Annotated in this window: 24 protein-coding genes; 12 read left to right on the top strand and 12 right to left on the bottom strand. The window is 72.6% G+C overall.

Annotated elements, in window-relative coordinates; genetic code table 11:
* Window positions 1-56: 56 nt before the first annotated feature.
* A complete protein-coding gene (locus tag ABD106_RS11195; RefSeq protein WP_343920370.1) occupies window positions 57-728 on the bottom strand; it encodes an ArsR/SmtB family transcription factor in 672 nt (223 codons plus the stop codon).
* Window positions 729-891: 163 nt separating this feature from the next.
* Between ABD106_RS11195 and ABD106_RS11190 the strand changes: the two genes are divergently transcribed.
* From ABD106_RS11190 to ABD106_RS11180, 3 genes are read left to right on the top strand one after another with little or no spacing between them, the layout of a single operon-like run.
* Window positions 892-2,322, top strand: coding sequence for a TrkH family potassium uptake protein (locus ABD106_RS11190; RefSeq protein ID WP_343920369.1), 1,431 nt, complete (start codon window positions 892-894; stop codon window positions 2,320-2,322).
* On the top strand, window positions 2,315-2,986 hold the full coding sequence (locus tag ABD106_RS11185; RefSeq protein WP_343920368.1) for a potassium channel family protein: 672 nt from the start codon (window positions 2,315-2,317) through the stop codon (window positions 2,984-2,986). Before ABD106_RS11190 ends, ABD106_RS11185 begins: the two co-directional genes overlap by 8 nt.
* A gap of 4 nt (window positions 2,987-2,990) precedes the next feature.
* Window positions 2,991-3,377, top strand: coding sequence for a YchJ family protein (locus ABD106_RS11180; protein ID WP_343920367.1), 387 nt, complete (start codon window positions 2,991-2,993; stop codon window positions 3,375-3,377).
* 4 nt (window positions 3,378-3,381) lie between these two features.
* Here the strand turns inward: ABD106_RS11180 and proC are convergent, their stop codons facing one another.
* Window positions 3,382-4,218 (bottom strand): pyrroline-5-carboxylate reductase, encoded by an 837-nt coding sequence (proC, locus tag ABD106_RS11175; protein WP_343920366.1) that lies wholly within the window; start codon window positions 4,216-4,218, stop codon window positions 3,382-3,384.
* Window positions 4,219-4,278: 60 nt separating this feature from the next.
* On the opposite strand from proC, the gene ABD106_RS11170 reads away from it, so the two are divergent.
* Both ABD106_RS11170 and ABD106_RS11165 read left to right on the top strand, forming a co-directional pair.
* On the top strand, window positions 4,279-5,241 hold the full coding sequence (locus tag ABD106_RS11170; RefSeq protein WP_343920365.1) for a cation diffusion facilitator family transporter: 963 nt from the start codon (window positions 4,279-4,281) through the stop codon (window positions 5,239-5,241).
* A gap of 32 nt (window positions 5,242-5,273) precedes the next feature.
* Window positions 5,274-5,690, top strand: a complete 417-nt coding sequence (locus ABD106_RS11165) for a hypothetical protein (RefSeq protein ID WP_343920364.1) — start codon at window positions 5,274-5,276, stop codon at window positions 5,688-5,690.
* Window positions 5,691-5,711: 21 nt separating this feature from the next.
* Here the strand turns inward: ABD106_RS11165 and tadA are convergent, their stop codons facing one another.
* Window positions 5,712-6,173: a tRNA adenosine(34) deaminase TadA gene (gene tadA, locus ABD106_RS11160; protein ID WP_343920363.1), complete on the bottom strand. Its 462-nt coding sequence runs from the start codon at window positions 6,171-6,173 to the stop codon at window positions 5,712-5,714.
* 49 nt (window positions 6,174-6,222) lie between these two features.
* Between tadA and upp the strand changes: the two genes are divergently transcribed.
* Window positions 6,223-6,861 (top strand): uracil phosphoribosyltransferase, encoded by a 639-nt coding sequence (upp, locus tag ABD106_RS11155; protein WP_343920362.1) that lies wholly within the window; start codon window positions 6,223-6,225, stop codon window positions 6,859-6,861.
* A 39-nt stretch (window positions 6,862-6,900) separates the two neighbouring features.
* Here the strand turns inward: upp and ABD106_RS11150 are convergent, their stop codons facing one another.
* Window positions 6,901-7,035, bottom strand: coding sequence for a hypothetical protein (locus ABD106_RS11150; RefSeq protein ID WP_343920361.1), 135 nt, complete (start codon window positions 7,033-7,035; stop codon window positions 6,901-6,903).
* A 269-nt stretch (window positions 7,036-7,304) separates the two neighbouring features.
* Between ABD106_RS11150 and ABD106_RS11145 the strand changes: the two genes are divergently transcribed.
* Window positions 7,305-8,024 (top strand): winged helix-turn-helix domain-containing protein, encoded by a 720-nt coding sequence (locus ABD106_RS11145; RefSeq protein ID WP_343920360.1) that lies wholly within the window; start codon window positions 7,305-7,307, stop codon window positions 8,022-8,024.
* Between the two features lie 188 nt (window positions 8,025-8,212).
* Here the strand turns inward: ABD106_RS11145 and ABD106_RS11140 are convergent, their stop codons facing one another.
* Window positions 8,213-8,974 (bottom strand): alpha/beta fold hydrolase, encoded by a 762-nt coding sequence (locus ABD106_RS11140; protein WP_343920358.1) that lies wholly within the window; start codon window positions 8,972-8,974, stop codon window positions 8,213-8,215.
* Between the two features lie 53 nt (window positions 8,975-9,027).
* On the opposite strand from ABD106_RS11140, the gene ABD106_RS11135 reads away from it, so the two are divergent.
* Window positions 9,028-9,717, top strand: a complete 690-nt coding sequence (locus tag ABD106_RS11135) for a type 1 glutamine amidotransferase (protein WP_343920356.1) — start codon at window positions 9,028-9,030, stop codon at window positions 9,715-9,717.
* 69 nt (window positions 9,718-9,786) lie between these two features.
* Window positions 9,787-10,446: a hypothetical protein gene (locus ABD106_RS11130; protein WP_343920354.1), complete on the top strand. Its 660-nt coding sequence runs from the start codon at window positions 9,787-9,789 to the stop codon at window positions 10,444-10,446.
* Here ABD106_RS11130 and ABD106_RS11125 read toward each other — a convergent pair.
* Genes ABD106_RS11125 through ABD106_RS11110 form a run of 4 tightly spaced genes read right to left on the bottom strand, consistent with a single transcriptional unit; the run spans window position 10,443 to window position 12,980 of the window.
* Window positions 10,443-11,360 carry an asparaginase gene (locus tag ABD106_RS11125; protein ID WP_343920352.1) on the bottom strand — a complete coding sequence of 306 codons (918 nt, stop codon included), beginning with the start codon at window positions 11,358-11,360 and terminating at the stop codon, window positions 10,443-10,445. The genes ABD106_RS11130 and ABD106_RS11125 overlap by 4 nt on opposite strands.
* A 27-nt stretch (window positions 11,361-11,387) precedes the next feature.
* Window positions 11,388-11,993, bottom strand: coding sequence for a methylated-DNA--[protein]-cysteine S-methyltransferase (locus tag ABD106_RS11120; protein WP_343920350.1), 606 nt, complete (start codon window positions 11,991-11,993; stop codon window positions 11,388-11,390).
* On the bottom strand, window positions 11,986-12,450 hold the full coding sequence (locus ABD106_RS11115; protein WP_343920347.1) for an RNA polymerase sigma factor: 465 nt from the start codon (window positions 12,448-12,450) through the stop codon (window positions 11,986-11,988). The genes ABD106_RS11120 and ABD106_RS11115 overlap by 8 nt, the downstream gene beginning before the upstream one ends.
* Window positions 12,447-12,980 (bottom strand): methylated-DNA--[protein]-cysteine S-methyltransferase, encoded by a 534-nt coding sequence (locus ABD106_RS11110; RefSeq protein ID WP_343920345.1) that lies wholly within the window; start codon window positions 12,978-12,980, stop codon window positions 12,447-12,449. Before ABD106_RS11110 ends, ABD106_RS11115 begins: the two co-directional genes overlap by 4 nt.
* 92 nt (window positions 12,981-13,072) lie before the next feature.
* On the opposite strand from ABD106_RS11110, the gene ABD106_RS11105 reads away from it, so the two are divergent.
* Window positions 13,073-13,633 (top strand): histidine phosphatase family protein, encoded by a 561-nt coding sequence (locus tag ABD106_RS11105; RefSeq protein ID WP_343920343.1) that lies wholly within the window; start codon window positions 13,073-13,075, stop codon window positions 13,631-13,633.
* A complete protein-coding gene (locus tag ABD106_RS11100) occupies window positions 13,630-14,973 on the top strand; it encodes an FAD-binding oxidoreductase (protein WP_343920341.1) in 1,344 nt (447 codons plus the stop codon). The genes ABD106_RS11105 and ABD106_RS11100 overlap by 4 nt, the downstream gene beginning before the upstream one ends.
* 96 nt (window positions 14,974-15,069) lie before the next feature.
* Here ABD106_RS11100 and ABD106_RS11095 read toward each other — a convergent pair whose 3' ends face one another.
* Window positions 15,070-15,441 carry an FKBP-type peptidyl-prolyl cis-trans isomerase gene (locus ABD106_RS11095; RefSeq protein ID WP_343920339.1) on the bottom strand — a complete coding sequence of 124 codons (372 nt, stop codon included), beginning with the start codon at window positions 15,439-15,441 and terminating at the stop codon, window positions 15,070-15,072.
* A 34-nt stretch (window positions 15,442-15,475) separates the two neighbouring features.
* Window positions 15,476-17,194 (bottom strand): cation:proton antiporter, encoded by a 1,719-nt coding sequence (locus ABD106_RS11090; protein WP_343920337.1) that lies wholly within the window; start codon window positions 17,192-17,194, stop codon window positions 15,476-15,478.
* 162 nt (window positions 17,195-17,356) lie between these two features.
* Between ABD106_RS11090 and ABD106_RS11085 the strand changes: the two genes are divergently transcribed.
* The gene (locus tag ABD106_RS11085) at window positions 17,357-17,779 is read left to right on the top strand and encodes an OsmC family peroxiredoxin (protein ID WP_343920335.1); all 423 of its coding nucleotides are present in this window, start codon (window positions 17,357-17,359) and stop codon (window positions 17,777-17,779) included.
* Between the two features lie 290 nt (window positions 17,780-18,069).
* Here the strand turns inward: ABD106_RS11085 and ABD106_RS11080 are convergent, their stop codons facing one another.
* Window positions 18,070-18,714, bottom strand: coding sequence for an isochorismatase family protein (locus ABD106_RS11080; protein WP_343920333.1), 645 nt, complete (start codon window positions 18,712-18,714; stop codon window positions 18,070-18,072).
* Between the last annotated feature and the right edge of the window lie 14 nt (window positions 18,715-18,728).

Raw genomic sequence — 18,728 nt, 5'->3', positions numbered from 1 at the left:
GCTCCTGGCATTCTAGCGGAATCCTGCCGACCGCCGCGTGCGAGCCTTCGCGGGGGTCAGTCGAGGCGCGCGTCGTCGCTGTCGCGGGCGCTGCGCCCGTCGGCGGACTCGTCGTCGCGACGCTTCTTCACGCGTGCGTCGTCGAACCGCTGCGAGGCTCGCGCCTGCAGCTCGTGCAGCCGCTCCTGCACGTCGTGGATGCGGTCGCGCGCCTCCTGGACGCGCTCCTGCACGTCGTGCACGCTCTCGGCGGCGCGACGCCCGAGGGATGCGCCGACAGGCGCCGGATGCTCGACCCGGCCGGCGACGCGCGCGAGCGCCTGCTCGGCGGCGACGCGCGCCTGCTCGGCGGCGATGCGCGCCTGGTCTGCGGCGGCGCGCAGCGGCGCCTGCACGTTCGCGCCGGCCCACGCGGCGAACGCCGCGGCGCCGAGCGTCGACTCGTCCTGGTCGCCGTCGGCGAAGATGAACGGCATGAGCCAGTCGTCGATCTGGTCGAAGGGCGTCAGCACGATCGCGTAGTGACGGTGCTGGCCGTCCTCGCGCACGGTCACCAGGCCGGCGTCGCGGAGCGTGCGGAGGTGCTTCGACACCGTCGGCTGCGGCACGCCGAGCGCGTCGACGATCTGGCTCACGCTCGCCTCGCCCGTCGTCCCGCGACGCTCGAGCAGCACGCTGAGGATGTCGCGTCGCGTGCTGTCCGCGATGACGCTGAAGATGTCGGCCATGCGCAAAGCATGCCAGCGCGCCGCAGGGCGAGCCAAACCGCAGCCCGCGCCGGCGACCGGGTCGGCCTCCGCCGAGACTTCCCGCCAACAGGACTACAGTGGGCGCGTTCTGCGCGGCGGAGCTCTCGAGCCACCCGCGCCCCACTCGTGAGAGGCTCAGCCCGTGGCGCAGCAGCGGACGTCGCGCGAGACGACGTTCCTCGGCCGCACGCGCGACGGCCTCGACCGGTTCGCGAGCGCCTCCCCCGCCCGCTTCGCGATCATGGTCTTCGCCGCCATGAACCTGCTCTTCATGCTGCTGCTCATGACCCCGTGGGCGACCGCGACCGGCGAGCCGACCTCACCGGTCGACGCCTTCTTCCAAGCGGTGAGCGTCGTCTGCGTGACGGGCCTCACGGTCGTCGACATGGCGACCCACTGGAGCCCGTTCGGCAACGCGGTCGTGCTGCTGGGCGTGCAGGTGGGCGGCATCGGCGTGCTCACGCTCGCGTCGATCCTCGGCATGACGGTCGCCCGTCGGCTGGGCCTGCGGCAGAAGCTCATGGCCGCCGGCGACTCGAACCCGTCGCGCGTGCGCCGCGGCGTCGTGAAGGAGTCGCAGGCGATCCGCCTCGGCGAGGTCGGCGGGCTGCTGCGCATCGTCGCGCTCTCGGTGCTCGTGTTCGAGGCGGCGCTCATCGTGCTGCTGTACCCGCGCATCCTGCTCGAGGGCAAGAACCCGCTCGAGGCGCTCTACGAGGCGACCTACTGGTCGTTCATGGCCTTCACGAACTCCGGCTTCATCCCCACGCCCGAGGGCCTCGACCCCTACGCCACCGACCCGTGGTTCCTCATCGTGCTCATGCTCGGCGTCTTCACGGGATCGCTCGGCTTCCCCGTCTACTTCGTGCTGCTGCGGCACCTCGGCAGCCCGCGCCAGTGGTCGCTCCACGTGAAGCTCACGATCTCGGTCTCGCTCATCCTCTTCCTGCTCGGCGGGCTCGTCTTCCTCGTGCTCGAGTGGGGCAACGCCGACTCATGGGGCACCGACGACTTCGGGCAGCAGCTCCTGCACGCCTTCTTCCTGTCGTCGATGGCGCGGTCGGGCGGCTTCGCCGTGGAGGACCTCGGCCTGCTGCACAACTCGAGCCTGCTCGTCACCGACATGCTCATGTTCGTGGGCGGCGGCTCGGCCTCGACCGCCGGCGGCATCAAGGTGACGACCCTCGCGATCCTCTTCCTCGCCGCCGTCGCCGAGGCGCGCGGTCGCAAGTCGATGGAGGCGTTCGGCCGCCGCATCCCCTCGGACGTGCTGCGGCTCGCCGTCTCGGTGACGCTCTGGAGCGCGACGATCGTCGCGGGCGTCACGATCGTGCTGCTCGAGATCACCGGGGCGCCGATGTCGTTCGTGCTCTTCGACGTCATCAGCGCGTTCGCGACCGTGGGGCTCTCGACGGGCTTCACGAACGCTGGCCTCGAGGACCCGGCCAAGATCATCCTCGCCGTCACCATGTTCGTCGGCCGCATCGGTAGTGTGACGCTCGCCGCCGCGCTGGCGGCGAGCCAGACGACGCAGCTGTTCACCCGCCCAGAGGAGAGGCCGATCGTTGGTTGACAGGATCCCGCACGACGCCCCGGTGCTCGTGATCGGCCTCGGCCGCTTCGGCGCCGCGACCGCCGGCCAGCTCGCGCGCCTCGACCGCGAGGTGCTCGCGATCGACGGCGACATCAACCTCGTGCAGAAGTGGTCCGAGCGGCTCACCCACACCGTGCAGGCGGATGCGCGCTCGATCGACGCGCTCAAGCAGGTCGGTGCGCAGGACTTCGCGATCGCCGTCTGCGCGGTCGGCTCGTCGATCGAGGCGTCGGTGCTCATCGTCGCGAACCTGGTCGACCTCGGCATCCCGCAGATCTGGGCGAAGGCGATCAGCCAGTCGCACGGCAAGATCCTCAGCCGCATCGGCGCGAACCACGTCATCTACCCCGAGGCGGAGGCCGGCGAGCGCGTGGCGCACCTCGTCTCGGGACGGATGCTCGACTACATCCAGTTCGACGACCAGTTCGCGATCGTGAAGATGTACCCGCCGAAGCACATCCGGGGCGTCACGCTCGCGGAGTCGAAGATCCGCTCGAAGTACCACCTGACGGTGGTGGGCGTGAAGAGCCCCGGCGGCGAGTTCACCTACGCCACGCCCGAGACGATCGTCTCGAACCACGACCTCATCATCGTCTCCGGCAACCAGAACGACATCGAGCGCTTCGCGGGCCTCGGTGCGTGAGCCGATGGCGCTCGACGACGCGAAGCGCTGCCCGTGCGGCACGGGCCTGCCCTTCGGCGAGTGCTGCGCGCCGATCCAGCGCCGTGAGCGCGAGGCGGCGACGCCCGAGGCGCTCATGCGCTCGCGCTTCACGGCCTTCGCGACGGGCGACGTCGATTGGCTGCTCGCATCGTGGCACCCCACCACCCGGCCGCGATCCCTCGAGCTCGACCCCGGCATCCGCTGGCTGCGCCTCGACATCGTGGGCTCGAGCGGCGGCCCGTTCGACCGCGAGGGCACCGTCTCGTTCGATGCGCACTGGGTCGCCGATGGCGAGCGGGGCGTCATGCGCGAGCTCAGCCGCTTCCGGCGCGACCAGGGCTGGCAGTACGTCGACGGCGACAGCGTCTGACCCGTCAGCGCGCGGCGAGCTCCTCGGCGCGCGCGAGCGCCGCTGCCGTGGCACGGTCGAAGACCTCGCCGAGGCGAGCCTCGTGCAGCACCGCGACGGCGCGCTCGGTCGTGCCCTTCGGGCTCGTGACGCGCCGACGCAGCTCGGCCGGCCGAGTGGTCATCGGCACGGAGTCGTCGGCCGCGAGCAGCTCGCTCGCGCCGCGGAACGTGCCCTGCACCATCGTCGCCGCCTGCTCGGCCGTGAAGCCCATCCGCTCGGCCGTCGCGGTGAGCTCCTCGATGAGCAGGAACACGTAGGCCGGGCCCGAGCCCGAGATGGTCGAGAGCGCGTCGATCTGCGACTCCTCGAGCACGATGACGTCGCCGACCGCCTCGAACATGCGGGCGACGAGCGCGACGTCGTCGCTCGACGCGCGGCTGCCGCCCGCGACACCGGTGACGCCGAGCCTGACGTGCGAGGGGGTGTTGGGCATCGCCCGCACGACGGCGACGGATGCTGGCAGCACGGCCTCGATCGACGCCGTCGTCGTGCCCGCCGCGATCGAGACGACCACCGCATCCGATGCCAGGTGCGGGGCGATCTCGCGAGCGAGGTCGACGATGCCCGCCGGCTTCACGCCGAGCACGACGAGCCGCGCGCCGTCGACGGCGCGCGCGTTCCCGTCGGGCTCGTCGGCGAGCGCGATCGACTCGACGCCGTCGAGCTGGATCGCCGCCGCCTTCTCGGCCGTGCGGTTCGTGACGGCGATGCGCTCGGCCCCGTGACGGGCGAGACCGGTGAGGATCGCACCGCCCATCGAGCCGACACCGAGCATCGCGATGGGAGGGAGCGCAGTCATGCGGCCAGGGTAGCCGCCGGGCTCGGCCCGGCCGCCCATCCCGCTTGTAGACTCCCGCTCGTGAGCGCATCCCACGGTACGAAGGCAGTCGTCGCAGCGTTCCTCGCGAACACCGGCATCGCCATCACGAAGTTCATCGCCTGGTTCTTCTCGGGCTCGGCGTCGATGCTCGCCGAGGCGATCCACTCGGTCGCCGACGCCGGCAACCAGCTGCTGCTGCTCCTGGGCGGCAGGCTCGCGAAGCGGCAGGCGACGGCGGAGCACCCGTTCGGCTACGGCCGCGAGCGGTACGTCTGGGCGTTCATCGTGGCGCTCGTGCTGTTCTCCGTCGGCGGGCTGTTCTCGATCTTCGAGGGCATCGACAAGATCCAGCACCCGCACGAGCTCGACGTCATCTGGCTGCCGCTGCTGGTGCTCGGCATCGCGATCGTGCTCGAGAGCTTCTCGTTCCGCACGGCCATCAAGGAGTCCAACAAGGTGCGCGGCACGTCGGGCTGGTGGAAGTTCATCCGCACCTCGAAGAGCCCGGAGCTGCCCGTCGTCCTGCTCGAGGACCTCGCCGCGCTCGTCGGCCTCGTGCTCGCGTTCATCGCCGTCGGCCTCTCCGCGCTGACCGGCAACCCGCTCTTCGACGCGATCGGCACGCTCTGCATCGGCGTGCTGCTCATCGGCGTCGCCGCGATCCTCGCGGTCGAGATGAAGTCGTTGCTCATCGGCGAGGGTGCGAGCCGCGACGACAACGCGAAGATCGCGGCCGTGCTGAACGCCAACAAGGGCGTCGAGTCGGTCATCCACATGAAGACGCTCTACCTCGGTCCGGACGAGCTGATGGTCGCCGCGAAGGTCGCCTTCCCGCCGCAGTCCGACATCGAGCACGTGTCGCGCACGATCAACGACCTCGAGGCGGACCTGCGCAAGCAGGTGCCGCACGCGCGCGTCATCTACATCGAGCCGGACCTCTACGTCGACCAGCCCGAGATCGCTCCCTCGACCGACCACATCGTGATCCAGTCGGGCAACTGACCGTGACCGATCGCAACATGTAGGCTGTCTGCATGGACCTCCTGCACTCCCTGCTCCTGACCGCCCACCTCGTGGGCCTGTCGATGCTCGTCGGCACGTTCATCATCCAGATGCGCGCGCGCTCGGGCTACAACTTCACGGTGCTGCTGATCGGTGCATCCATCCAGCTCGTGTCGGGCGTCTCGCTCTACGGCCTGGCGATGGCCGGCGACGGCGACGTCAACCACATGAAGCTCGGCATCAAGGCGCTCGTGGCGATCGTCGTGTTCGTCGCCGCGCTCGTCGGGTTCCTGCGCCAGCGCGCGATCCGCACCGAGAAGTCCCGCCTGACGGCGGGCGGCGCCGTCTCGGTCGGCAACCTCGAGGTCGAGCGCAAGCTCGGCCCGTTCTTCCACACCGCCGGCGGGCTCGCGGTCGTGAACCTGCTCATCGCCGTCTTCTGGCGCTGACCTCCGGCTGACCTCCCGGCCTCAGCGGCGGGAGGCGAAGAACGATCGCAGCTGGGACTCGGCCTCGGCGGCGAGCACGCCGGCGACGACCTCGACGCGGTGCGGCAGGCGTCGCTCGCGCAGCACGTCGAGCACGCTCCCCGCCGCCCCGGCCTTCTCGTCCCAGGCGCCGAACACGACGCGGTCCACGCGGCTCGCGAGGATCGCCCCCGCGCACATGACGCACGGCTCGAGCGTCACGACGAGCGCGCATCCGTCGAGCCGCCATGATCCCAGCCGCGTCGCCGCCTCGCGCAGCGCGACGACCTCGGCGTGCGCCGTCGGATCGTGGCGCAGCTCGCGCTCGTTGCGACCGGTGCCGATGACGGTGCCGGATGCGTCGACCACGATCGCGCCGACCGGCACGTCGGCCGTCGCGGTCGCCGACGCCGCCTCGTCGAGCGCGAGCCGCATGAGCGCCTCGTCGCGTGCTGCAGGCAGCATCCGCCCTCCCGATCGGGCGCTCGTGCCGGCGCCCACTACCCTGAACCCTATGCGTGTCCACGTCGCCGACCACCCGCTCATCACCCACAAGCTGACCGTGCTGCGGGACGAGCGCACGCCCTCCCCCACCTTCCGCTCGCTCGTCGAGGAGCTCATGACGCTGCTCGCCTACGAGGCGACGCGCAACGTGCGCGTGACGCCGAAGGAGATCACCACGCCGGTGACGACGACGGTGGGCGTCGAGATCGCCGAGCCGCGGCCGCTCGTCGTGCCGATCCTGCGCGCGGGCCTCGGGATGCTCGAGGGGATGACGACGCTCGTGCCGACCGCCGAGGTCGGGTTCCTCGGCATGGCGCGGAACGAGGAGACGCTCGAGCCGTACACCTACGCGGAGCGGCTGCCCGAGGACCTCTCGGATCGCCAGTGCTTCGTGCTCGACCCGATGCTCGCCACCGGCGGCTCGCTCTCGGCCGCGATGCGGTTCCTGTTCGACCGCGGCGCGGTCGACGTGACCGCGATCTGCCTGCTCGGCACGCCGGAGGGGCTGGCTCGCCTCGAGCGCGACATGGACGGCCACGACGTGACCATCGTGCTGGGCGCGCTCGACGAGCGCCTCGACGAGCGCGGCTTCATCGTGCCCGGACTCGGCGACGCGGGCGACCGCCTCTACGGCACGGTCGGCGACTGAGCCGACCCGCCGCTCGCGGCACCCGGGCGTCACACTTCGTCACAAACGCGGGCGGCGCTGTTTGACATCGCGCGATCCAAGCCGCGATACTGACGGCATGACCACCACCACTGCCCTCCCGACCGTCTTCGCGGCCGAGCGGACGACCGGCATGATGATGCCGATGGTGGCCATGCGTCGAATGTGTGCTTGAGCGAAGCTCGCACCGTCCGATCGCTCCAGCAGGTGGAGCTGACGCGCTCACGCGTCGCCTGCCTCGGGCCTGAGCAGCCCTAGGGCGATCCCCGAACCCCCGCGGTTCGCACTCGACTCCCGACACCGTGCAGCGCCACGCTCGTGGCCCCGCGCATCGGTGTCTGACGCACCGCGTCGACGGCTCTCATCGCCCTTCCCGCTTCCAGCGGAGGGGCAGCCGCCGACCGCACGCCGGAAGGCCCATGACGATGACCATCACCGCTCTCCCCACCCGCACCCGCCGCCCGTCGCTCGAGTCGCCGCGCACCCTCGGCTCCTCGGCGCTCGCCCCGAAGCGGGCGCTCGCGCCGCAGCCGAATCCGGTCCGGCCGGCAGCCGTCCGGCCCGTCCCCGACGGCACCGAGGCGCGCGGCTTCGTGCTCTACGTCGGCCTCGGCGAGGACGCCGCGGCCGCCGACCACATCGAGCTCGCCCGCCTCGTCGGCGAGCTGCGCGCCCTCACGTCGCGCCTCGCGCCGAGCGCCGAGACGCACGCCGCGGTCGCGCTCGCCCCGACGGGCGCCGGCGGACGCGACGTCGACGTCGTGCGCCGCGCGCTCCAGGACCCGGCGGTGCAGCAGCCGGTCGCCGAGACCGACCCGGGCATCGTCATCGACCTGACGCGCAAGCGCGTGGCGATCGGCGACGAGATCGCCGCGCTCACGTATCGGGAGTTCGAGCTGCTGCAGCACATCGTGCTGCGCGAAGGCTCGACCGTCGACCGCTGCGCGATCATCGACGCGCTGTGGGCGGCCGATGACGAGAACCGGCCCAACGAGCGCACGATCGACGTGCACGTGCGACGCCTCCGCTCCAAGCTCGGCGACTACGCCGAGATCATCCGCACCGTGCGCGGCGCGGGCTACCGCTTCGACCGGCACGCCGACGTCACCGTGCTCGCGAGCGGCCCGAGCCCCGACCGCTTCTAGCGACGCAAGAGGGCCGGTCGGGTTCTCCCGACCGGCCCCAGTCCCTTGCACCAAGCGAGGCGTTCGCCTTCGCTTCCGCCGACCGCCACAGCACTACGATCAACGTGCGGACAACGTATAACGGATCGGTAACGAGCGGCCCTAGAGAATCATGTGAGAACACTGTGGCTGGCGGCTCGATGAGCCGCTCAGCCGCGCAGGTGCTCCGCCAGGTAGCGCGACGCCGCGCGTCGGAACGTGCCCGACACGGGCGCGTTGACGTGGTTCCGCCCGGGGATCTCCTCGAACCGCCCGTCGACGAGCAGCGGCAGCAGCTCGCGCGTATCGCTCGCCCGGCGGTCCTTGTCGCCGGTCATGAGCAGCGTCGGCGCCGACGGCGGCGCGAGCTCGGGGTCGAAGAGGGTGTGCGAGACCTCGCCGGCGAGCGTCACGAGCGTCGCCGGGTCGTGCTCGGGGAAGATGCCGGCGAGCTCGACGACGAACGACTCCATCTCGCCCGGTTCGGCCTCGCTCCGCAGCGCCCGGTGCGCGAGATCGACGTCGAACCGCTGGAACGGATCGCCGGCGGGCAGCCCGCCGAGCACGAGCGCGCGGAACGCGTGCTGGCGGGTGCCGGCGTGACGCCACAGCAGCCGCGCGCCCATCGAGTAGCCGATCGCACCGGGCGCCTCCGGCAGCGCGAGCTGCTCGAGCACCGCGTCGACGTCGTCGAGGAAGTGCGGCACGGTATAGCCGACCGACGGCCGGTCGCTGTCGCCGTGACCACGCAGGTCCATCGCGATGCCGCGCAGCCCCTCCGCCGCGAGCGCGTCTCCCCAGCGCGTGTCGATCCAGTTGCGCTGCGCGTTCGACGAGAAGCCGTGGATGAGCAGCACGGGTGAGCCGTCGGGATCCCCGAGCTCGTGCAGGGCGATCCGGACCCCGTCCGGGGCCATCGCGAAGACGGTCATGGTGCTCCTCCTGCTGCGCGGCCGGGCGCGCTCGCCCGACATAGGCTACGCATGTGCCACGTTCCGTCCTGTTCATCAAGCACATCGAGTACGAGACGGGCGGTCACGCGACCACGCTCCTGTCGCACCTGCCCACGCGCGAGGCGGTGTTCCCCTCGGCGCTCCCGGCGCTCGACGACCTCGCGGGCGTCGTCATCACCGGCGGCACCATGAGCGCCGCCGACGAGGCGGCGCATCCGTCGCTCGCGCGCACCGCCGACCTCGCGCTGCGTGCGATCGACGCGGAGATCCCCGTGCTCGGGCTGTGCCTCGGCCACCAGATCCTCGGCCGCGCGCTCGGCGGCGAGCATCGGGAGCGCGCGGTCGACGAGGTCGGCATCATCGACATCGACGTGCTCGAGCCCGACCCGTGGCTCGGCGGCCACGTGGGCTCCGTCGGCGCGATGCGCTGGAACAACGACGTCGTCTCGCTGCCGCCGGGCGCGACGCTGCTCGCGCGCAGCGCGACGGTCGCCAACGAGGCGTTCCGCTTCGGCTCCGCCGTGGGGATGCAGTTCCACCTCGAGGCAGATGATCGCGTCATGCGGCTCTGGGACTCGGTCGCGTCGCCGACCCTCTCGCAGCTGCGGAGCGTGGATGCGGTGGCCGAGTGGCGCGCGCACCTCGCGACCGACGAGACGCTCCTCGGGGTCGTCGAGCGGGGCTTCGGCGCCTTCGCGGAGGCGTGCGCGCAGCGCCTCTGAGCGCACGCCGATCGAGCGAGCGGCGGGGCAGCGCCTCTGCCTGCGGGCGGCGCTCTGCTATCAAGGGGCATGGCCGTCGCGTCGAGCGCCCAGGAGCGCGCATCCGCCTCAGATCCTCTCGCGGACGGCCGCGCTCGCGCCGCCCGGCTGGGGCTCGCGCTCGGCGGGGGCGCGTGGGCGCTCGTCTCGCTGCCGCTCGTCGCCGCGGAGTGGTCGTGGCCGTGGGTCGCGCAGCTCAGCCGCCTGGAGCCGTGGAGCGCGATGCGCGCGTCGGTCGCGGAGCCCTACGTCGTGTTCGGCGCGCTCGCGGGCGTCTCGTTCCTCGCGATCGGGCTCGCGCTGCTGCCGGAGCTCCTCCGTGCCGGCTGGGGCGGCCTCGTCCTGCTGACGGCGGTGCTCGCAGGATCGGTCGTGAGCCCGCTCAGCTACCTCGGCACCGCCGAGTCGTCGCCCCTGCACGGGCTCTGGGGCGCGGAGGGCCCGCTGCTCGTGCTCGTCGGCCTCGCCGGCGTGGCGGCCGCGGTCACCGCGCGGGGCTGGCCGCGAGCGCTGCGCGCGCTGCTCGCCGCGACGCTCCTCGTCCTCGTCGCCGGCACGCTCGCGCTCGGCTACTACCCGCACGGGCCGCTCGTCGCGCTCGCGCTCGAGGCAGCGGTCGTCGTCCTGGCCGCACCCCGACGCGCGGACGGTGCGCCCGAGCGGGCGCGACCTGCTGCGGCCGTGAGCTAGAGGACGGGCCGCAGACGACCGACCGGCACGTCGGCGCTCAGCTGCACGAGGCCGAGCGGCTCGGTGAGCCGGTCGAGCGTGCCGAGCGGGATCGCGCCGACGCGCTCGAGCAGCGCGAGCGCGACGGGCGCGCCCGCGCGGCGCGCACCGTCGGCCGTCTTCACGACCGCGGTCGTGCCGTCGGGGGCGACCATGGCCTGCGTGCCCTCCGCGCCGAACTTCGTCGCGCATCCGGTCTCGGCGATGACGACGGCATCGGGCCTCCGGGCGCCGTCGATGAGGGTCGGGTGCGCGCGCATCGCGTCGCCGACCGCCCTGCTGCCGCCGATGCCGTCGGGGCCGAGCCGTCGGAACGCGCGGGCGAGCCCGACGGCCGAGGTGGGGAAGACCAGCGCGCCGCAGCCGTCGTGCGCCATCGCGACGATGGGCTCGCCGGCGGCGGTCGCGACGCCGTCGCGGAGCACGGCGGTCAGCTGGTGGTCGTCGGCCCAGTAGTCGGCGGGCGCGCGGAGCGCACGGGCGGCCGCCGCGAGCGCGATGTGCTTGCCCACGCACATGTGGGCGAACCGGCGGCGCGTGCCGTCCGGCGCCTTCATCGGCGGGCAGTGGAGGGCGTCCTCGTCGACGCCGAGCCGCTCGGCCATCGCCTGCGCGGTGTCGAGGTGCTCCTGGTCTGCCCAGTGGCTCGCGCTCGCGAGCGCGGCGTGGGCAGGCTCGAGCTCGACGAGGCCCGCGTCGAGCAGCGCTGCCGCGAAGAGCGGCTTGAGGGCACTGCGCGCGAGGAACGGCGCGTCGACGTCGCCATGCGCCTCGATCACGGTGCCGCCGGGATCGATCACGACCGCGACGCCGCGATGCTCGGACTCGGTGAAGCCGTCGCGCTCGACGACGGCGAGGAGCTCGGTGGAAGGCACCGGACCACGGTAGCCGCACTGGCTGGATCAGCGGCCCGCTGACCGCGCCGCCTCGATGTCGAGCAGCCGCCGCTTCGCCTCGATGCCCCCGACGTACTGCCCGAGTGCGCCGTCGCTGCGGACGACGCGATGGCACGGGATGGCGATCGGCAGCGGGTTGCGGCGGCACGCCGTGCCGACCGCGCGCACCGCTCGCGGCGAGCCCGCGGCGGCGGCGACCTCGGCGTAGCTGCGCGTCTCGCCGTAGGGGATCTCGCGCAGCCGCTCGACGACGCTGCGGCCGAAGCCGCGCGCGAGCACGAGGTCGAGCGGGCCGTCGAAGGCGCGCGCCCGGCCGGCGATGAGGTCGTCGAGCCGGTGCGCGGCCGCGTCGAGGCGCCGCGGCGCCTCGAGCACGCGGGGGCTGATCGTCGTCGCGAGCCGCTCGAGCGTCGCGTCGGGATCGGCGCCGTCGAAGGTGACCGACACGAGTCCGGCGGGCGTCGCGGCGAGCAGCAGCGTGCCGACGTCGGTGTCGAGCGAGCGGTAGGCGATGTCGAGCAGGCCCTCCTCCGCCGCGCGCTCCGCGAGGCGCGCGCGCAGCACGTCGAGCGGCGGCTCCGGGAGCACGCCCGGCAGGTCGAGGTCAGGCATCGGCCCCTCCGAGCAGCTCGCGCAGTCGACGCACGCCGTCGGACGACGCGCGACGCGCCGCATCCACCGACGAGCCGAGCGTCGCGGCGACCTCCGGGAACGGCAGCCCGCCGAGGTGATGCAGCACGACGGCCGCGCGCTGCCGGGGCGGCAGCAGGGCGAGCGCACGAGCGAGGTCGAGGTCGCGCTCGGCGGCGGGCGCGGGCCGGTCGGGCACGTCGCCGACGACGAGCCGCGATCGCCGCCGCAGCACGTCGATCGCCTTGCGGTGCGCGATCGTCACGAGCCAGCCCTCGATGCTCGTGTGGTGCGCGAGGCGCGGATACGCCTCGAGGGCCGCGAGGAACGTCTCGCTCCACGCATCGTCGGCGTCGACCTCGTCGAGCAGCGCCCGGCAGACGCGCCAGACCCGAGCACCGTGGGCGGCGACGATCGTCTCGAACGGCGCACGGGTCACGCGACCGAATCTAGCCCGGTGCCCGCGAGCCCGGCGCCCCCGAGGCCGATGCCACCGAGCCCCGCACCCCGCTCGTGGTCGAGCAGGAGACGCTTGCGCTCGACGCCGCCGGCGTAGCCGACGAGCTTGCCCGTCGACCCGACCACGCGATGGCAGGGCACGACGATCGAGATCGGGTTGCGGCTGTTCGCGAGCCCGACGGCGCGCACTGCCGTCGGCTGCCCGAGCGACGCGGCGATCCAGCCGTACGTGCGCGTCTCGCCGAAGGGGATCGTGCGCAGCACCTGCCACACGCGCTGCTGGAAGGCGCTCCCCGCGGGATCGAGCGGGAGCTCGAACGCCGTGCGCTCCCCCGCCCAGTACTCGCCGAGCTGCTGCGCCGCATCGGCGAACGCGGCATCGTCGCGCGCGCCGAACGCCGCCTCGTCGGGAGCCGGGCGGTGATCGGGCATGAAGACGCCCGTGATGCCCCGCTCGCCTCGCACGAGCGTGAGCGGGCCGATGGGGCTGTCGATGATCGTGTGGGTCATGGCCGCATTCCTCTCATACCCTGCCAACGCTCCGGGGCCCCGGTTTGTGAGCCTGTGGATGGTGGGCGGCCCCGCCGCCGTAGGCTCGGAGCATGGAGATCGCCCTCGTCCGCCACGGCCAGACCGACTTCAACCGCGACGGGAAGCTGCAGGGCACGAGCGACATCCCCTTGAACGAGACGGGGATCGCGCAGGCGCACACCGCCGCCCGGCTGCTCGCCGACGGGCCGGCCGACGGCGCCCGGTGGGATGCGGTCGTCTCGTCGACGCTCGAGCGCGCGATGGTGACGGCCGACATCATCGCCGCCACCCTCGAGCTCGAGGTGGGCGGTCGGTACGCGAGCCTCATCGAGCGCGCCTACGGCGAGGCCGAGGGGCTGACGAAGGAGCAGGCGCTCGAGCGCTTCGGCACCGAGTGGCCGGGCGAGGAGGACTTCGACGACCTGCAGCGCCGCGCCGTCGCGGCCGTCGACGAGGTCGCCGAGCGCAACCCCGTCGACGCGCTCGTGATCGTCACGCACGGCACGTTCATCCGCGCCTTCGCCGACCACGTCGCAGGTCTCGAGACGCGCACGCCCGACAACGCCCACTCGGTGCGGTTCACCGGTTCCCCGGGCGCCTGGCGCGTCGTCGACGGGCTGGTGCTCGCGTGAGCCTCGACGCGCTGCGGGCGGCGCTCCCCGCGCACGTGCTCGTCACCGACCCCGCAGCGCTCGACGTGGCACGCGCCGACAAGTCGGGCCACCGCTCGAGCGCCGCGCCGCTCGCGATCGTCGAGGCCGAGGACGCCTCGCACGTGCAGGCGGCGCTCCGCTGGGCGAGCGAGCACGGCGTGCCGGTCGTGCCGCGTGCCGCAGGCACCGGCCTCGCGGGCGGCGCGATCGCGGGCGACGGCGAGCTCGTCGTCTCGGTCGACCGGATGCGCCGACTGCTCGACGTGTCGGTCGTGGACCAGTCGTGCCGGGTCGAGCCGGGCATCCGGAACGCCGAGCTCAACGACCTGCTCGCGACCCACGGCCTGTGGTGGCCGCCTGACCCCGCGAGCCGCGCGATCTCGACGGTCGGCGGCAACATCGCGACGAACGCGGGCGGCCTGCTGTGCGCGAAGTACGGGGTGACGCGCGAGTGGGTGCTCGCGCTCGACGTCGTGCTCGCCGACGGCAGCCTCATCTCGACCGGGCACCGCACCGTCAAGGGCGTCACGGGCCTCGACCTCACCGCGCTCCTGATCGGCTCGGAGGGCACGCTCGGCATCGTCGTGGGCGCGACCCTCAAGCTGCGCCCGCTGCCCGTCGGCGGCATCTGGACGGTCGGCGCGTTCTTCGACGACGAGGCGTCGGCCGCCGCAGCCTGCACCGCGGTGACGGCCGCGCGCATCCGCCCCGCCATCATGGAGCTCGTCGGCCGCGACGCGGTGACGATGCTCGCCGCCCACTCGGGGCAGCCGATGGTCGGCGCGTTCGTGCTCGTGCAGACCGACGAGCTCGGTGCGGCCGCGACGTCGGAGGTGGTGGCCGAGATCCTCGCCGCGCACGGCGGGCGGGTCGAGCGCACCGACGACGCGGCGCGGTCGGATGTGCTCGTGCAGGTGCGCAGGCAGGTGCACTTCGCGCTCGAGTCGTTCGGCACCGTGCTCGTGGAGGACGTCTCGGTGCCCAGGTCGCGGATGGCCGACATGTTCCGCGCGTGCGACGCCGCCGCGGCCCGCCACGGCGTGCGGCTCGCGACCACGGCGCACGCGGGCGACGGCAACCTGCATCCGACGTTCGTCTTCGACGGCGCGGAGCCGAGCGAGGCGATCTGGGCGTGCGCGAACGAGGTGTTCGAGGCGGCGATCGCCATGGGCGGCACGCTCACGGGCGAGCACGGCGTCGGCATCCTCAAGCGCCGCTGGCTCGTCGACGAGCTCGGCGAGCGGCAGCTCGCGCTGCAGCACGCGGTGAAGGCCGCCTTCGACCCGGCAGGCATCCTCAACCCCGGCAAGGCCATCTAGCCAGTCGGCGTCCGGAGCGCGGGTGGTCAGGACACGCCGTGCGCGGCTACCGCCGCACGGCGTGTCGTGACCACCCGCCGCACCGGCCGGGGTTCGTCAGCGGACGGCGACCAGGTCGCAGACGAAGATGAGCGTCTCGTTGGGGCCGATCGCGCCGCCGGCGCCCTGGGCGCCGTACGCGAGGTGGGGCGGGATGACGAGCTTGCGACGACCGCCGACGCGCATGCCCTCGATGCCCTGCTCCCAGCCCTTGATGACCATGCCGACGCCGAGCGGGAACTCGAGCGGCGCACCGCGGTTGTAGGAGGCGTCGAACTCCTCGCCGGTGGCGTGCGTCACGCCGACGTAGTGGACGCTGACCTGCTTGCCGGTCACCGCCTCCTCTCCGTCGCCGACCGTGATGTCGGTGATCTCGAGCTCGGTGGGGGCGGGACCCTCGGGGGCGTCGATCTGGGGCTTCTCAGTCATGCGTCGATCATCCCACGCCCGGCGGGGAGCGGTCTCAGTGCTCGTCCTCGTCGGCCTGCAGGCCGATCTCCTCGCGGTCGATGATGCGCTGGGCGACGGCCACCGTCGCGGAGTCGAAGCGGCCCGAGCGCCGCACGCGGTCGAGCCAGACGCGCTCCGCCTCGATCGCGATGTGGCGCAGCCGGGAGATCTGCGCGACGTCGGTCGTCGGGTCGTCGGGGTCGACCTCGGCGACGTGCGCCGCCCACGCGCGCCGAGCCAGCATCCGCTCGCTCGCGATGTCGACGACCGCCTCGTCGATGCCGTGCGCCTGCGCCTCTCGGCGCATGGCCTCGACGCCGGTGTCGATCGCCTCGCCGACGATCGACTCGAGCTCCATGCGGCGCCGCTCGGACCTGTCGCGCCCCAGCCCCAGCGCGCGCACGAGCAGCGCGAGCGTGCCGCCCTGCACGAGCAGCGTGACGATCGCGACGACGAAGGCGGCGAGCACGAGCTCCGCACGCATGGGCGTCTCGGCGGGCAGGGTCTGCACCGCCGCGACCGTGACGACCCCGCGCATCCCCGCCCAGCCGATGGCGAGCGTGTCGCGCCAGCCGAGCTTCTGGTCGCGGAAGGCGCTCAGGTCGTGACCGCGCACGACGTGGACGTGCTGGAGCCGGGCGCCGCGCTTCGTCGTCGTGTCGATGCCCTGCAGCCGCTCGCCGAGCCTGTCGTGCTCGCGCCGCAGCCGCCACGCGTGGTGGCGCAGCCACGCGAGCAGCGGCGGCAGCGCGGCGAGCCGCACCGCGAGCAGCACCGCGCACAGCAGCAGGCCGACGCCGATGACGCCCACGAGGTGTCGCTCGCCCTCGTCGACCGCCGCCATGACGGACGGCAGCTGCATGCCCATGGTGAGGAACACGCCGTTCTCGACGATCACCGAGAAGGTGCTCCAGGTGGCCGACTCCTGCGCGCGACGCGTGGCACGGATGCGCACCTGGCTGCGGTTGCCGATCACGAGGCCGGTCACGACGACCGCGACGATGCCCGAGCCGCGCAGCGACTCGGCGGCGAGGAACGAGACGAACGGCGTCGCGAGCGAGATCGCGGTGTCGATGGCGCGATCGCCGGCGAACTGGCGGATGCGCACGGTCGCGTAGCCCACGACGGCGCCGATGACGAGCGCGACCACAACGGCGAGGGCGAAGTCGCCGACGAGCATCCCGCCCTCGACGTCCGAGCTCCCGGGGCGCTCGATCGCCGCGACGGCGGTGCTCAGCAGCACGAGCGCTGTCGCGTCGTTGAGCAGCCCCTCGCCCTCGAGGATCGTGACGACCCGGGGCGGGAGGCCGAGCCGCTTGCCGAGCGCGGTGGCCGCCACCGCGTCCGGCGGTGCGACGACGGCGCCGAGGGCGAGTGCGACGGCGAAGCCGATCACCGGCCAGAGCGACTGCAGCACGAGCGCGACGACGAGCGCGCTGACGGCGACGAGCACGACCGAGAGGTAGCCGATGACGCGCAGGTTGCGGCGGAAGTCGACCGCCGGCACCTTGAGCGCGGCCGTGTAGAGCAGCGGCGGCAGGATGATCGTGAGGAACACCTCGGGCGGCACCTCGATGTCGGGCGCACCCGGCACGAGCGCGATGCCGGCGCCGAGCACGACGAGCAGCAGCGGGGCCGCGACGCCGATGCGGTTCGCGATCGTGGCGACCGCGCCGATGAGCAGGATGCCGATGACGACCACGAGGGTCACCTCGCTCGCCATGTCGTGCATGCAGGAAGGGTATCGGCGCGGTGGTCCGCATCCTGGCGCTCGCGAGGGATCGGCCGTGCGCCGCCGCCAGGTCAATGTGGCTCTGGCCACCCATAGCCGCCCGCCGTAGCCTGGGCGGAGTGGACGCGACCGCGGCCGCGACGACCTGGAGGAGGACCCCCTATGGCCATCACCTCGAACGCGAGCACCAGCTGGACGGGTGGACTCGGCAGCGGTTCCGGCACCACCACGCTCGGCACCGGATCGACCTTCGACCTCACCTGGAAGGCGCGCGCCGAGGAGGGCGGCGCCACGACGCCCGAGGAGTTCATCGCCGCAGCGCACGCCTCGTGCTACGCGATGGCGCTCTCGCACACGCTCGAGGAGGCCGGCCACGCGCCGGAGTCGCTCAACACCGCGGCGAAGGTATCCTTCGTGGCGGGCAAGGGCATCACGACGAGCGTCCTGACCGTCACCGGTGTCGTGCCGGGGATCGATCAGGCCCAGTTCACCGAGTATGCCGAGCAGGCCAAGGCCGGCTGCCCGGTGTCGCAGGCGCTCGCCGGCGTCAACATCCAGTTGGAGTCGGCGACGCTGGCTTCCTGAAGATCTGCTCAGGCCGAACTTTGCAGTAGCGGAAATGATGATTGTCGCGTATACAAAGAACCAGACAATCTTTCCGTCCAACCTCAGTCTCTAGAAGGAGCGCCATGAAGTTCAACAAGCCCAGCCGCCGCGGTGACGACTTCATCATCATGGGTGGAGACGACTTCATCATCATGGGTGATGACTTCATCATCATGGGTGGCGACGACTTCTAAGCAGTCTTCGCCCGCGGCCGCGGTGCCGACTCCTCGAGTCGGCACCGCGGCCGTTCTGCGTGCGACGGAGGGACGTCAGGCGGCGTGCCGCCCGGCGCGCTCGGCGCCGGCGACCGACGAGGTGCCCAGGTCGCTCCTGCTGAGCGGCGCCCGCGCTTCGAGCGCGGCGACCCAGGCGTCGGTGCTCGCGACCGCGGCGAAGTTCGACGCGAGCAGCGTGAGGAGCGTCGTGTGCAGGGTCTCCGCGTCGACGAAGCCGGCGTCGTTGGCGAGGTCGATCGCGCCCGTCGCGTCGGCCAGCACCTCGGTCGTGAAGCCGAGGCCCTCCCCCTCGACGGCGGTGGCGAGCACGCAGTTGTTGGTCATGAAGCCGATGAGCGTGACGGTGTCGACCTGCTGGGCGCGCAGCCATCCCGCCACGTCGGTCTGGGCGTAGACCGAGCCGTGCTGCTTCACGACGGACTTCCAGTCGTCGCGCATCCGCTCGGCGACCTCGGCCGACAGTGCGAAGCCGCGCGTCTCGGGGTCGAAGATCGGCGAGCCGACGCCGCCGGTGTGCTGCACCACGATGACGGGGATGCGCGCGGCCGTGGCAGCGTCGATGGCCCGCGCGATCCTCGGCAGCGACTCCTCGCGCGGAGGGAAGCGGATCTCGAGCGGGCCGGCGGCGTAGTCGTGCTGCACGTCGATGATGACGAGGGCGCGGCGGGGAGCGTCCATGGGGTCCTCCTGAG

The organism is Agrococcus citreus (assembly GCF_039527715.1).
GTDB lineage: Bacteria > Actinomycetota > Actinomycetes > Actinomycetales > Microbacteriaceae > Agrococcus > Agrococcus citreus.
Note: the sequence above shows the minus strand (reverse complement) of the source record. Positions and strands in the feature narration are given on the sequence as shown.